Source organism: Novosphingobium sp. NPDC080210, assembly GCF_050281025.1.
In the GTDB taxonomy this organism is placed as follows: Bacteria; Pseudomonadota; Alphaproteobacteria; order Sphingomonadales; family Sphingomonadaceae; genus Novosphingobium.
In genome coordinates, this window is sequence record NZ_JBNNWL010000001.1 from 868,181 (window position 1) to 880,662 (window position 12,482).

The 12,482-nt window shown below is 65.0% G+C and carries 14 protein-coding genes and 2 riboswitches; of the genes, 3 read left to right on the forward strand and 11 right to left on the reverse strand.

Annotated elements, in window-relative coordinates; all coding sequences use genetic code 11:
- Positions 1 to 61: 61 nt before the first annotated feature.
- Positions 62 to 961: a DMT family transporter gene (locus tag ACQKOE_RS04155; RefSeq protein WP_427511679.1), complete on the reverse strand. Its 900-nt coding sequence runs from the start codon at positions 959 to 961 to the stop codon at positions 62 to 64.
- Positions 962 to 1,236: 275 nt separating this feature from the next.
- Here ACQKOE_RS04155 and ACQKOE_RS04160 point away from each other — a divergent pair, with 275 nt between their 5' ends.
- The gene (locus tag ACQKOE_RS04160) at positions 1,237 to 2,754 is read left to right on the forward strand and encodes a CpaF family protein (protein WP_427511680.1); all 1,518 of its coding nucleotides are present in this window, start codon (positions 1,237 to 1,239) and stop codon (positions 2,752 to 2,754) included.
- A 36-nt stretch (positions 2,755 to 2,790) separates the two neighbouring features.
- On the opposite strand, the gene ACQKOE_RS04165 is transcribed toward ACQKOE_RS04160, so the two are convergent.
- Positions 2,791 to 3,018: a hypothetical protein gene (locus tag ACQKOE_RS04165; protein ID WP_374587630.1), complete on the reverse strand. Its 228-nt coding sequence runs from the start codon at positions 3,016 to 3,018 to the stop codon at positions 2,791 to 2,793.
- Positions 3,019 to 3,037: 19 nt separating this feature from the next.
- On the opposite strand from ACQKOE_RS04165, the gene ACQKOE_RS04170 reads away from it, so the two are divergent.
- Both ACQKOE_RS04170 and ACQKOE_RS04175 read left to right on the forward strand, forming a co-directional pair.
- Positions 3,038 to 3,946 (forward strand): DMT family transporter, encoded by a 909-nt coding sequence (locus ACQKOE_RS04170; RefSeq protein WP_427511681.1) that lies wholly within the window; start codon positions 3,038 to 3,040, stop codon positions 3,944 to 3,946.
- Positions 3,947 to 4,025: 79 nt separating this feature from the next.
- Positions 4,026 to 4,157 (forward strand): entericidin A/B family lipoprotein, encoded by a 132-nt coding sequence (locus tag ACQKOE_RS04175; protein WP_427511682.1) that lies wholly within the window; start codon positions 4,026 to 4,028, stop codon positions 4,155 to 4,157.
- A gap of 20 nt (positions 4,158 to 4,177) precedes the next feature.
- Here ACQKOE_RS04175 and ACQKOE_RS04180 read toward each other — a convergent pair whose 3' ends face one another.
- From ACQKOE_RS04180 to ACQKOE_RS04220, 9 genes are all read right to left on the reverse strand, one after another.
- A complete protein-coding gene (locus ACQKOE_RS04180) occupies positions 4,178 to 4,630 on the reverse strand; it encodes an ABA4-like family protein (protein WP_427511683.1) in 453 nt (150 codons plus the stop codon).
- Between the two features lie 72 nt (positions 4,631 to 4,702).
- Positions 4,703 to 6,262, reverse strand: a complete 1,560-nt coding sequence (gene gcvPB, locus ACQKOE_RS04185) for an aminomethyl-transferring glycine dehydrogenase subunit GcvPB (RefSeq protein WP_427511684.1) — start codon at positions 6,260 to 6,262, stop codon at positions 4,703 to 4,705.
- A complete protein-coding gene (gcvPA, locus tag ACQKOE_RS04190) occupies positions 6,259 to 7,617 on the reverse strand; it encodes an aminomethyl-transferring glycine dehydrogenase subunit GcvPA (protein WP_427511685.1) in 1,359 nt (452 codons plus the stop codon). The genes gcvPB and gcvPA overlap by 4 nt, the downstream gene beginning before the upstream one ends.
- An 11-nt stretch (positions 7,618 to 7,628) precedes the next feature.
- The gene (gcvH, locus tag ACQKOE_RS04195) at positions 7,629 to 8,000 is read right to left on the reverse strand and encodes a glycine cleavage system protein GcvH (RefSeq protein WP_374587641.1); all 372 of its coding nucleotides are present in this window, start codon (positions 7,998 to 8,000) and stop codon (positions 7,629 to 7,631) included.
- A gap of 11 nt (positions 8,001 to 8,011) precedes the next feature.
- On the reverse strand, positions 8,012 to 9,142 hold the full coding sequence (gcvT, locus tag ACQKOE_RS04200; protein WP_427511686.1) for a glycine cleavage system aminomethyltransferase GcvT: 1,131 nt from the start codon (positions 9,140 to 9,142) through the stop codon (positions 8,012 to 8,014).
- A 33-nt stretch (positions 9,143 to 9,175) separates the two neighbouring features.
- A riboswitch (glycine riboswitch) is annotated at positions 9,176 to 9,280 on the reverse strand.
- A riboswitch (glycine riboswitch) is annotated at positions 9,281 to 9,374 on the reverse strand.
- A gap of 23 nt (positions 9,375 to 9,397) precedes the next feature.
- Positions 9,398 to 10,102 carry an NAD(P)H-binding protein gene (locus ACQKOE_RS04205; RefSeq protein ID WP_427511687.1) on the reverse strand — a complete coding sequence of 235 codons (705 nt, stop codon included), beginning with the start codon at positions 10,100 to 10,102 and terminating at the stop codon, positions 9,398 to 9,400.
- 105 nt (positions 10,103 to 10,207) lie between these two features.
- Positions 10,208 to 11,365 carry a deoxyguanosinetriphosphate triphosphohydrolase gene (locus ACQKOE_RS04210; RefSeq protein ID WP_427511688.1) on the reverse strand — a complete coding sequence of 386 codons (1,158 nt, stop codon included), beginning with the start codon at positions 11,363 to 11,365 and terminating at the stop codon, positions 10,208 to 10,210.
- Positions 11,362 to 12,030, reverse strand: a complete 669-nt coding sequence (locus ACQKOE_RS04215; RefSeq protein WP_427511689.1) for an aspartate/glutamate racemase family protein — start codon at positions 12,028 to 12,030, stop codon at positions 11,362 to 11,364. Before ACQKOE_RS04215 ends, ACQKOE_RS04210 begins: the two co-directional genes overlap by 4 nt.
- A 139-nt stretch (positions 12,031 to 12,169) precedes the next feature.
- Positions 12,170 to 12,481: a hypothetical protein gene (locus tag ACQKOE_RS04220; RefSeq protein ID WP_427511690.1), complete on the reverse strand. Its 312-nt coding sequence runs from the start codon at positions 12,479 to 12,481 to the stop codon at positions 12,170 to 12,172.
- Position 12,482: the final 1 nt, after the last annotated feature.

The following is a 12,482-nucleotide window of genomic DNA, read 5'->3' on the forward strand; positions in this document are numbered from 1 at the left end:
GGCAAACCTCTTGGATGGGGCGGAATGAACCCGGGATTTAAAGCTGGCTCCAGCACCGCGATCACTCCGGCTCTGGCATCTGGCGGACTTGCCCTGCCCGCCACAGGTAGAGTCCAGCCCCGACGATGATCGCCGCGCCCAGCAGGGTCATCGCATCCGGGTGACTGTCAAAGAACAGCCAGCCCAGCAGGCTGGCCATGATAAGCTGGACATAGGTCATCGGGGCAACGCTGGCCGCCCCGGCGCGGGTCGTGCCAAGGTAAATGAACCAGTGAGCAGAGCTGGCCGAAACCGCGACGAAGGCGCAGCGCAGCAGGACCGTCCAGTCCGGCCAGGTCAGGTGGAACCGCTCCGGCCCGGCAAAGTGAAAGGCAAGGGCCACCAGGACCAGGACCGGCGCAGCCATGGTGGCGATGAAGGCCTGCATCGCCAGCGGCGAGGCCTTGCCCGCGACATAGCGGTTGGCGATCATCAGCACGCTCATCCCCAGGGCCGAGAGCAGCGGGAGCAAAGCGGCCCAGCCGACGGCGAGGAAATTGGGCCGCAGCACGATCAGTACTCCGGCAAAGGCGGCCAGCGATGCAATCCACGTCTCCCGCCGCGCCGGCTCGCCCAGAACCACTGCGGCGAGCAGCGCGGTGATCATCGGACTGGTAAAGGTCAGCGACGTGGCAGCAGCCAGAGGCATGACGAAGACGGCGGAAAAGAACCCGACGGTCGCCATGGCCACCGCCAGCCCGCGCACTGCCTGCACCTTTGGCAGCGGCATCGCAAAGGCGCTGCGCCCCTGCCGCGCGACCAGCAGCGTTGTCAGCCCGACAGCGCCCAGCACATAGCGCAAAGCGGAAATGGCGGTCGGCGACCATTCGCCGGTCATCGACTTCACCACCGCATCGCCCAGCGACAACAGCGAGAAACCGGCCAGAGCAAACAGCAAACCCGAACGTTCCGGATGGCGCAAACCGGCACTCCTGAAAAGGCGACTTGCCCGGCAAGTCGGAAATGGACCTGAGGACGGCTCTAAGGTCACTGCCGGATTTGTGCCAGCGCTTTGCCGGTAACGCTGGGGAAAGGGCCTGGGCCACTGCAAACAACCGGACAGGAACAGCGGGTTACCGAATTGCCTGCGGCTTTAGGAAATATTCAAAGTTTCCGTTCTATTCACCAATTCCATAAGCCAGCGGGTATCCATTCCGGTGGCAGGTGAATCGCAGTTTTCCGGGGGATTTAACCACAATGAGCGCATTTGGCCGACGCAATGGTCCGGGCGGTATGGCCGCAGGGGCCCGCCCCCAATTCGGCGTTGCGCGCCCGATGAAGGGCTTTGAGGCTCCGCGACCACAGGGCGGCGAACAGTTTCCGCCCCTCCCCAATGATGAAATGGGCTCGGCCCCGGCGGGCGAAACCCAGCCGAACAAGCAAAGCGACGCGATGTCGCGCCTGCAAGAGCGCGTGAACGGCGTGGCCGAGGGGAATTACCAGGCCGAGGGCTTCGAAGCCTCGGTCCACAAGATCAAGGAACAGGTGCTGCCGCGCCTGCTGGAACGGGTCGATCCCGAAGCGGCCGCTACCCTGACCAAGGATGAACTGTCCGAGGAATTCCGCCCGATCATCATGGAAGTGCTGGCGGAATTGAAAGTCACGCTGAACCGGCGCGAACAGTTCGCGCTGGAAAAGGTGCTGATCGACGAACTGCTGGGCTTTGGTCCGCTGGAAGAATTGCTCAACGATCCGGACGTGTCGGACATCATGGTCAACGGCCCGGACCAGACCTACATCGAAAAGAAGGGCAAGCTGCAAATCGCGCCGATCCGGTTCCGCGATGAAGCGCACCTGTTCCAGATCGCCCAGCGCATCGTCAACCAGGTCGGCCGCCGCGTCGACCAGACCACGCCGCTGGCCGACGCCCGCCTGAAGGACGGCAGCCGCGTCAACGTGATCGTCCCGCCGCTGTCGCTTCGCGGCACGGCCATCTCGATCCGTAAGTTTTCCGAAAAGCCGATCACCATCGACATGCTCAAGGACTTCGGTTCGATGAGCGAGAAGATGGCCACCGCGCTGAAGATCGCCGGGGCCTGCCGGATGAACATCGTCATTTCGGGCGGTACGGGTTCGGGCAAGACCACCATGCTCAACGCCCTGTCGAAGATGATCGACCCGGGCGAGCGCGTGCTGACCATCGAAGACGCGGCGGAATTGCGCCTGCAACAGCCGCACTGGCTGCCGCTGGAAACCCGCCCGCCGAACCTGGAAGGGCAAGGCGCCATCACGATCGGCGACCTCGTCAAGAACGCCCTGCGTATGCGTCCGGACCGGATCATCCTGGGCGAAATTCGCGGCGCGGAGTGTTTCGACCTGCTCGCCGCGATGAACACCGGCCACGATGGTTCGATGTGTACGCTTCACGCCAACAGCCCGCGCGAGTGCCTGGGCCGTATGGAAAACATGATCCTGATGGGCGACATCAAGATCCCAAAGGAAGCCATTTCGCGCCAGATCGCCGAATCGGTCGACCTGATCGTGCAGGTGAAGCGCCTGCGCGACGGTTCGCGCCGCACGACGGAAATCACCGAAGTCATCGGGATGGAAGGCGACGTGATCGTCACCCAGTCGCTGTTCAAGTTCGAGTATCTCGACGAGAGCGAGGACGGGAAAATCATCGGCGAATTCCGCGCTTCCGGCCTGCGTCCCTATACGCTGGAAAAGGCGCGCCAGTTCGGGTTTGACCAGGCCTATCTGGAGGCCTGTTTGTAAGATTTGTCGGTCACCCCGGCGCAGGCCGGGATGACGCTAGAGGAAGTAAGGCCCGAACACCGCGACCAGGAAGGCGATGAAAGCCGACCAGAAGGCGATGTCGCGCCAGGGCATCCAGCCCACGGCGTCGGCATCGCTGCGCGTCATGCGGCGTCTGTCTCCGCGCCAGGCGACGAAGGCCAGGCAGACCAGGGCGAAAGCCACCAGGCCTGAGCGAACCGCAGGATTATCCAGCCAGTCAGAGATGGTCGCTTGCCAGTCCATGCCGCGGCGTTAGAGCGGAATGGTGGAACCTGTCCAGAAGCCCCTTTACGCGCTTGGCCTGCGGCTGCTGGCGACCCTGGCTCTATCCTCGCTGATCATGCTGGTGAAGCTGACTTCGGAAAGCGGGGTCGCCCTGCCCGAGATCCTGTTCTGGCGGCAGGTTCCCTCGGGCGTGCTGATCTTCGCGTGGCTAGCCCTGCGCGGAGAGACGGCCCGGCTGCGCACCCAGCGCCTGCCGACCCATGCGCGGCGGGCCATGCTGGGGCTGAGCGGCATGTTCTTCACCTTCGGCGCGCCGATCCTGCTGCCGCTGGCCGTGGCGACGACCTTTGGCTTTACCACGCCAATTTTCGCCGTGATCCTGTCAGCCCTGCTGCTGCGGGAAAAAATCGGGCCGGTCCGCTGGCTGGCCGTCGTGCTGGGCTTCACCGGGGTCCTGATCATTGCCCAGCCCGGCCATGCGGCCATTCCGCTGTTTGGCGCATTCGTGGGCATCGGTGCGGGGTTCATGGTCGCGCTGATCTCGATCCAGGTGCGTGATCTCAGCCGGACCGAGGAATCGCTGTCGATCGTGTTCTGGTTTTCCGCCCTGTCCGCGCCGATTCTGGCTGCGGCCCTGCCCTTCTACGCCTCGGCGCATACGCCCTGGCAGTGGTTCCTGCTGATTTCATGCGGGCTGATGGGCCTGCTCGGCCAGCTGCTGCTGACTGCTGCGCTGCGGTATGGCCAGGTCGCCAGCGTGATCGTGATGGACTATTCCGCGCTGGTCTGGGCGACGATCTACGGCTGGCTGATCTGGGACGAGTTGCCGCCGACTGCCACCTGGCTAGGCGCGCCGGCCATCATTGCCGCTGGCGGGATCATCGCCTGGCGTGAACATGTGCATAACCGCGCCATTTCACCGACTGCGACGAGTAGCGCCGAATAAAAGTCGACCGGGGAACAGAGCCGTTGTAATAAGTGTTTTCACGTTACAACGTACCTTTGAGCAAACGATGGAGAGTCCTTTGGTTCGCAAACTCCTGCTTGCATGCGCGACGGCCACTCTGGTCTTCACCGCATCGGCCTGCAACACCGTAAAGGGTCTGGGCCGCGACATTGAATCCGTGGGCGAAGCGGGTGACCGGGCGACGAAATAAGTCGCCCGTCCCTGGCCCGATCAACCCCGCCCGGTTTTCCGCGCGCTCCGCTCGCGTACTACCAGCCAGCTGAGCAAGCCGACCGGGCCTGCCATGAACGTGGCGGCCAGGAACGGCAGCTGGGCAATCCGTGAAAAGTCCTTTGCGTCGGCATCGCGCGCGATCCACAGACCCGTGAACAGATCGAACGCCAGGTAGTGCGTCCAGCCGATCACCACCCCGCCATCGGACAGGAACAGCGCGCGGACCTGTTCGATCGAACCGAAACCGGGGGTGCCACCACCCGCTTGCTGGCCAATGTCCACGCTGCCTGAGAGGAACAGGGCGAAGCTTACCGCGTAGACCAGGCAGAGCAGCCCGACGACCAGGAACAGGATGGCGCTGTGCGTCAGCGGCTTGCGCGGCAGGAACGCCAGCATCAGCCAGCCAATCACCGCCAGACCATTGGTGAAACCGAACAAACCTTCCCACATGGCGAAATCTCCCCTGCCAGCGACTTAGTCCAAGTTCGCCGGCAGGGGAATCCCTTGCGTCAGGTCAGGCGGTCAGGCCGCGTCGCCCTTCCACGCCAGGACCGGCTTGCGCGCGGCCTGGGTTTCGTCGAGACGGCGGCGCGGTGCGAAGTGCGGCGCGCTCTTCAGGCTTTCGTCGCCAGCCTTGGCCCGCTGGGCCAGACTGCGCAGCGAATTGATGAAGCGGTCCAGCCCGGCCTTGCTTTCCGTCTCGGTCGGCTCGACCAGCATGGCGCCGTGAACGACCAGCGGGAAATAGACCGTCATCGGGTGGAACCCTTCGTCGATCAGCCCCTTGGCAATATCGAGGGTGGAGAAGCCCTCGGCCATGCCGGCATCGCTGAACAGGGCTTCGTGCATGCAGGGTCCCGCATGGCCGAAGGGGGCATCGAGTTCGCTGTCCAGGCTGCGCAGGACATAGTTCGCGTTCAGCACCGCATCTTCGGCAACCTGCTTCAGCCCGTCGGCCCCATGGCTGAGGATATAGGTCAGCGCGCGGGTGAACATGCCCATCTGGCCGTGGAACGCGGCCATGCGGCCGAAGGCCTGCGGGTGTTCTTCCCCGGCGTTCTCTTCCTCGACAAGGCGGACCGATCCATCCGCCGTGCGGGTGACGAAGGGCAGCGGCCCAAACGGGCTGAGCGCTTCGGACAGGACCACCGGGCCGGAACCCGGTCCGCCGCCGCCGTGGGGCGTGGAGAAGGTCTTGTGCAGGTTGATGTGCATCGCATCGATGCCGAGGTCGCCGGGGCGGACCTTGCCGACGATGGCGTTGAAATTCGCCCCGTCGCAATAGACATAGCCGCCCGCCGCATGGACCGCATCGGCAATCTTCTTCATGTCGCGTTCGAACAGGCCGCAGGTGTTGGGGTTGGTGATCATCACCCCCGCAACGTCCGGCCCCAGCCGAGCCTCCAGCGCGGCCAGGTCGACGCGGCCATCAGGCGTGGCCGGAATATTCTCGATACTGAAGCCAGCAAAGGCAGCCGTGGCGGGATTAGTGCCATGAGCGCTTTCGGGCACGAGCATGACCTTGCGGTCCTCTCCGCGGGCTTCAAGCGCCGCCTTGATGCAGAGTACGCCGCACAGTTCGCCGTGGGCACCGGCCTTGGGGCTCATCGCGACACCGTGCATCCCGGTCAGCTCGATCAGCCAATGCGACAGCTGGCCGATCACTTCCAGAGCGCCTTCCACCGTCTGCTGCGGGGCCAGCGGGTGAACGTCGGCAAAGCCGGGCAGGCGCGCGACCTTTTCGTTAAGGCGCGGGTTGTGCTTCATCGTGCACGAACCGAGCGGGAATGGCCCCAGGTCAATCGCATAGTTCTGGCGGCTGAGACGGGTGTAATGCCGCACCGTTTCCGGTTCCGACAGACCCGGCAGCGCAGGCGCCTGCTTGCGCAGGAACTTGCCCAGTGCGGGCAGCGGTTCCAGCGCGGGTACGTCGATATCGACGCCGCAGGTGCCAGGACGGCCGAGTTCGAAGATCAGCGGCTCTTCCAGCATCAGCGCGCGGTCGCCGCTGGCGGTTGCCGGGGCGGAGGCTTCTGCGCTGCCCATTTCGGGGCGCCAGCCGGATGCGTTGGGGGCGTTCATGCCAGCACTCCTTCCAGCGCCGTGGCCAGCGCTTCGATATCCTCATCCGTGGTCAGTTCGCTGGCGGTGACCAGCAGGCCGCGGGCGAGTTCCGGCGCATCGGGATAGAGCCGGCCCAGCGAGACGCCGCCCAGCACCTTGCGATCGGCCATGGCCCGCACGGCGTCGCGCGCGTCCTTGGGCAGGATCACGGTGAATTCGTTGAAATAGGCTCCGTTAAGCACGGTGACGTCCGGAACCTTGGCCAGCCGCTCCGCCGTCTGCCGCGCACGAGCGTGGTTGACGCGGGCCAGCTTGGCCAGCCCTTCCCCGCCCAGCAGAGTCATGTGCACGCTGAAGGCCAGGGCGCAGAGCCCGGCATTGGTGCAGATGTTGCTGGTCGCCTTTTCGCGGCGGATATGCTGCTCGCGGGTGGAAAGCGTCAGCACGAAGCCGCGCCGTCCTTCTGCATCCACGGTTTCGCCGCAGAGGCGGCCCGGCATCTGCCGCACGAACTTGTCGCGGCAGCCGAACAGGCCGAGGTACGGACCGCCGAATTGCAGGCCGACGCCCAGCGATTGCCCTTCGCCCACGACGATGTCCGCGCCCAGGTTGCCCGGGGCTTCCAGCAGGCCCAGCGCAACCGGCTCGGTCACCACGGCGACCAGCAGCGCGCCAACGGCATGGGCGGCCTCGGCAATGGCGGCCAGGTCGGTCACGCGGCCCAGGATATCGGGGTACTGCACCAACACGCAGCTGGTTTCGCCGTCGATGGCGGCAATGAGGCCAGCCGTATCGGGCTCCGCCTCAAGCCGGGGAGCGGCCCATTCGATCACGTCGCCGGTGAACTTCGCCATGGTACGGATTGTGGAGACATAGTGCGGGTGCAGGCCGGAGCAGAGCACCGCCTTCTTCCGCTTGGTCACGCGTCCGGCCATGGCGACGGCTTCCCACGCTGCCGTGGAGCCATCGTACATCGAGGCATTGGCTACTTCGACGCCGAACAGCCGCGCCACCTGGGTCTGGAATTCGAACAGCACTTGCAGCGTGCCTTGCGCGATTTCCGGCTGGTAGGGGGTATAGGCGGTCAGGAACTCGCCGCGCTGGATCAGGTGATCGACGCTGGCGGGAACGTGGTGGCGATAGGCCCCTGCCCCCAGGAAGAACGGAGCCGATCCGGCGCTGATGTTCTTCGCGGCCAGGCTGGCCATGTGCCGTTCCACGGCCATTTCGCTGGCATGATTGGGCAATCCCGGAACGGTTCCGGCCAGGCGCGCCTCTGCCGGGACATCGACGAACAGGTCATCGACGCTGGCGGCACCGATCACGCCGAGCATTTCGGCGCGGTCTGCGGGGGTCAGGGGAAGGTATCGCATTGCAGCAGTTCCTAGAGGCCCGCGACGTATGCGTCGTAGGCGGCCTTATCCATCAGCCCTTCCAGTTCCGACGGGTCGGACAGGGTCAGGCGGAACAGCCAGCCGCCGTTTTCGGGATCGGTGTTGACCAGTTCCGGTTCGCCTTCCAGCGCGCCGTTGCTTTCGGTCACGGTGCCGCTGACCGGCGCGTAGACGTCGCTGGCGGCCTTGACGCTGTCGACCACGCAAGGGGCATCGCCCTTCTTCAGCGCGGCGCCCGCTTCGGGCAGTTCGACAAAGGTGATGTCGCCAAGCTGGCCCTGGGCATAGTCGGTAATGCCAACGGTTCCGGCATCGCCGTCAACTTCGATCCACTCGTGATCCTGGGTGAAATAGCGGGGCATGGGTTAACTCCTCAGCGGTGATAGCGATGGGGGACAAAGGGCATGGCAGTAACGGTGGCAGGCAGGCGCTTGCCGCGCACGTCGATTTCCAGCGCGGTGCCGACCGCAGCCTGGGCGCGGTCGACATAGGCCATGGCAATCGGGCGTTGCAGCGAGGGCGAGAAACCGCCGGAAGTCAGCACGCCGACCTTTTCGCCGCCCGCATAGACCTCGGCACCTTCGCGCGCGGCCTGGCGGCCATCGAGGCTTAGACCGACGCGCACCTGCGCCGTTCCTTCGGCCAGGTCGCGCAGCACGCGCTCCGCGCCGATGAACCCGCCTTCGCTGCGGCGGCGCTTGTTCACGGCAAACAGCAGGTCGGCATCGATCGGGCTGTGCTCGGGCGAAAGGTCGTGGCCATAAAGCGGCAGGCCCGCTTCCAGTCGCAGGGAATCGCGGGCACCCAGGCCAATCGGCTTCACTTCCGGCTGCTGGCAGATCAGGTCCGCCACCTGCTGCGCGGCTTCGGCAGGGATCGAAATCTCGAACCCATCCTCGCCGGTATAGCCCGACCGGCTGATCCAGGCGTCCACCCCGGCCAGCTTGAACTGTCCGCCCTTCATGAAGGTCAGCGCCGAAACGCCGGGAGCGAGCCGCTCCAGCGCCTCTGCCGCCTTGGGGCCTTGCAGTGCCAGCAATGCGCTTTCGTCCATGTGCGACAGGGTGACTTCATCGGGCAGGTGTTCGCGCAGGTGGGCGATGTCGTCCCACTTGGTCGCGCCGTTGACCACCAGGTAGAACCCGTCATCCCAGCGCGTCACCATCAGGTCGTCCAGAATGCCGCCCTCTTCATCCAGCAGCATCGAATAGCGCGGACCGTGCGGCTTCAGCGTGCGAAGGTCGATCGGCAGGACCGCTTCCAGCGCAGCCTCGACGCCCACGCCGGACAGGTGCAGCTGGCCCATGTGGCTGACATCGAACAGCCCGGCGCTGTCACGCGTCCACAGGTGTTCAGCCAGAATGCCTTCGTATTGGACCGGCATCCAGTAACCGGCGAATTCGACCATGCGGCCGCCGCGTTCGCGGTGCCAGGCGTCAAGCGGCAGGGTCAGCACCTCGGGTTCGAGGGCTTCAACTTCATCGGGATTGTAAGTGTCGCTCACTAATTCGGTTCCTGCACAGGTATGACGCCAATCGGCGCCCCCTCTGTCACGGAAACCTGAGAGCTTTCCCCCGCAGCGCGAGGTTACCCCTTCGGCGGGTGCGTGCCATGGGCCGCACCACTTTCCAGAGCATCGCTATCGACCCACGCGGTCCTTTTGCCTGAGAGATTCCGGGGCGGTTGCTCCTTCGGCGCCTGGTGACGAATCACCAGAACTCTCCCGCGCGGTCAGCGACACTGCGCGAATGGCTTGCCTTCAGTCCTGAGTCAACGGCTGTGGGTGGAACTGTCCCCGCCGCGCGGCGCGCAGGATGCCATCATGCTCGAACACAAAGCGCCCCGCCATCTTCTCGCGGCTCAGGCCGATGATCGCCTCGACAATGGTTTCAGCATGGACCGAGCGATAGCGGCGCAGCTCTCCATTCAGGAACAGGTCGATCAGCGGGCTGGCGATCATTCCCAGCTTTTCCGCCGGACGCAGCTCCTCGCGCGGGCCGCGCAGCAGGCCGGGACGGATCACGTCGAGCCGTTGCAGCCCGACCTTGCCCAGCGCCTGCTCCGTCTCGCCCTTGACCTTCAGGTAAAGGTTCTTGGCCATGGGATCGGCCCCGACCGAGGAAATGGAGATCATCTGGCGAATGCCCGCCGCCTTGGCCGCGCGGGCGCAGTCCAGCACCAGTTCCTGATCGACCGCCCGGAACGCCGCTTCGTCCTTGCCCGCCTTTTTCCAGGTGGTGCCGAGCGCGCAGACCAGCACGTCGGCATTGGCAGCGGCAATCGCGTCGTCCCAATGTTCGGGATCGGCGACCAGCACTTCCATCCGCGCGCCGGGGGGCAAGGCAATCTCGCGCCGCGACACGGCAATGACGCGAATGTCCGGGCGCTGCACGGCCATGCGGATCAGCGTCATGCCGATCATTCCGGTGGCTCCGACCAGCGCGATACGGATCGGCTTGCTCAATGCCGCCTCCCGCACCCGCTCATGCTGAGCCTGTCGAAGAATGATTGAGCGCGATGGCCGCCTTCGACAAGCTCAGGCTGAGCGGCGGTTTGTTGATCTGGCCTTCTAGACATTGCGCAGCCCCTCTGGCGTGCGACCGTAGATTTTTGCATGGGCGGCAATCGCATAGCGATCGGTCATCCCGGCGATGAAATCGGCAATATGGCGGCTGCGCTGCGGTTCTTCCGTCGGCAAGCTGGCCTGCCACCCGGCATCCATCAGCGCCGGATCCTGGGCATAGGCCGCGTAAAGCTCCGCCGTCACCGCCCGCGCCCGCTCCGCCGTGTGGAGCTGCTGCGGATGGTGATAGAGCCTGGCGTACATGAAGGCTTTCAGGCGCCGCTCGTTCTCCGCCATGCCCGTGCTGAAGGCGGCGGTGGCCTGCCCTGCCGCGCGCACTTCCGCCGCGCTGGCCATGCCTTTTGCCCGCACCGCCGTTTCGCCGATCAGGTCATTGACCATCAGGCCGATCTGGCTGCGCACCAGTTCGCGCAATCGGCGTTCCTGCGGGGCTCCGGGGAACTTGCGTTCAATCGCGCGCCATTGGTCGGCCACGAAGTCCAGGGTCAGCAATTCATCCAGTTCAAGGAACCCGGCGCGCAGGCCATCGTCGATGTCGTGGTTGTCATAGGCGATATCATCGGCCAGCGCAGCAACCTGCGATTCCAGCGATCCCCACTGGGTCAGTTCCAGCGGATAGGCCGCATCCAGCTCGGCCAGGGCCCAGGGGACCACGCCGACCGGGCCATTGTGCTTGGCCAGCCCTTCCAGCATTTCCCAGGTCAGGTTCAGCCCCTCATGCTCGCAATAGGGGCTTTCCAGCCGCATCAGGACGCGCAGGCAGTGAGCGTTGTGGTCGAACCCGCCGAACCGCTCAAGCGCGTGGTCCAGCGCTTCCTCTCCGGCATGGCCGAAGGGCGGATGGCCAATGTCATGGGCCAGGCACAGCGCCTCGGTCAGGTCCTCGTCCAGCCCCAGCGCCCGGGCGATCACGCGCCCGATCTGCGCCACTTCCAGGCTGTGCGTCAGGCGGACGCGGTAGTGGTCCCCGTCGGGCGCGACGAAGACCTGCGTCTTGTGGCGCAGGCGGCGAAAGGCAATGGAATGGACCACCCGGTCCCGGTCGCGCTGGAACGCGCTGCGCGGACCGCGGGCGAGCGATTGCTCGATCGGGAATTCCCGCCCGCGGCTCTGCGCCGGGTCACAGGCGAAAGCGGCCCTCACCCCTCGCCCAGGATCCAGTCGACCGCCGCCTGGGCATGGATCTTGGTGCAGTCGAAGATCGGCAAGACATTCGCGTCCACCGCTACGATCATTTCCAGTTCGGTGCAGCCCAGCACGACCGCCTGGGCTCCGTCCTGCTGCAAGTTGGTCAGGATCGTCTTCAATTCGCGCTCTGCCTGCCGGGTTACCTTGCCGATCAGCAACTCGTCGTAAATGATCCGGTCCAGCGTGTCGACAAAGGCCATTTCCGGGGGCAGCAGTTCGATGTCCCGCGCGATCAGCTTTTGCCGGTAGAAGCTTTCCAGCATCACGTTGCGCGTGCCGATCAGCGCCGCCTTGGCCACGCCGCGTTCGGCCATTTTCGCCGCGACGCATTCGGCAATGTGAATCACCGGGACCGATACGGCTGCGGCCACGCGGTCATAGACCTTGTGCATCGAATTCGCGCCGATCAGGATCGCGGTGGCGCCGCCCGCCTCAAGCTGACGGGCCGAGGCACACAGGACTTCCGCGGCGTGATCCCACTCTTCACGGGTGGAAAGGCGGGCCAGGCTGGAAAAGTCCAGGCTGTCGATCAGCATCGGCGCACTGGCGCGCTGACCGGCCCGCGCCTGGACCTGCCTGTTGATCTGTTCGTAATAGGTACGCGTCGACAGCCAGCTCATGCCGCCGATCAGGCCGATTTTTCGCAAACTTGAACTCCCCGGGTTGGAAACCCCTGTTGCGAGCGCCTTAAGCGAGGAGTTCTGGCAGGTCTAGCGTCCGGGGGGCATCCAACCGTGGAAGAGCGCGGCTGGACGCGTTTCACTTTTCCCGGGCAAGTCCGCTGGTGCAAAGCGCGGCGCTGCTGGCGGTCACCGACAGCGCCTCGGCATCGCCGACCCGGCGCACAGCAGAGACATAGTCCGACAGGCTCTGCTTCTCACCCTTCAGCTGCTTCAGCTTGTTCAGCTGCCCCAGGCTGAGCCGGTCGGTCATGCGGGTCGCCATGCAGGCGGCATTGGGTTCGGACAGCCCGGCATCCAGCATGGCGCTCTTGACCTGGCCATAGGCCAGTTTGCTGGGCGAACAGGCGGCAAGAGCCACAGTCGCCAGAGCAATCGCGCCCTGTTTCATG

Coding starts and splice junctions, on each gene's coding strand:
- ACQKOE_RS04160 (WP_427511680.1), top strand. CDS start 1,237: ATGAGCGCATTTGGCCGACGCAATGGTCCGGGCGGTATGGCCGCAGGG.
- ACQKOE_RS04165 (WP_374587630.1), bottom strand. CDS start 3,018: ATGGACTGGCAAGCGACCATCTCTGACTGGCTGGATAATCCTGCGGTT.
- ACQKOE_RS04170 (WP_427511681.1), top strand. CDS start 3,038: ATGGTGGAACCTGTCCAGAAGCCCCTTTACGCGCTTGGCCTGCGGCTG.
- ACQKOE_RS04180 (WP_427511683.1), bottom strand. CDS start 4,630: ATGTGGGAAGGTTTGTTCGGTTTCACCAATGGTCTGGCGGTGATTGGC.
- gcvPB (WP_427511684.1), bottom strand. CDS start 6,262: ATGAACGCCCCCAACGCATCCGGCTGGCGCCCCGAAATGGGCAGCGCA.
- gcvPA (WP_427511685.1), bottom strand. CDS start 7,617: ATGCGATACCTTCCCCTGACCCCCGCAGACCGCGCCGAAATGCTCGGC.
- gcvH (WP_374587641.1), bottom strand. CDS start 8,000: ATGCCCCGCTATTTCACCCAGGATCACGAGTGGATCGAAGTTGACGGC.
- ACQKOE_RS04215 (WP_427511689.1), bottom strand. CDS start 12,030: ATGAGCTGGCTGTCGACGCGTACCTATTACGAACAGATCAACAGGCAG.
- ACQKOE_RS04220 (WP_427511690.1), bottom strand. CDS start 12,481: ATGAAACAGGGCGCGATTGCTCTGGCGACTGTGGCTCTTGCCGCCTGT.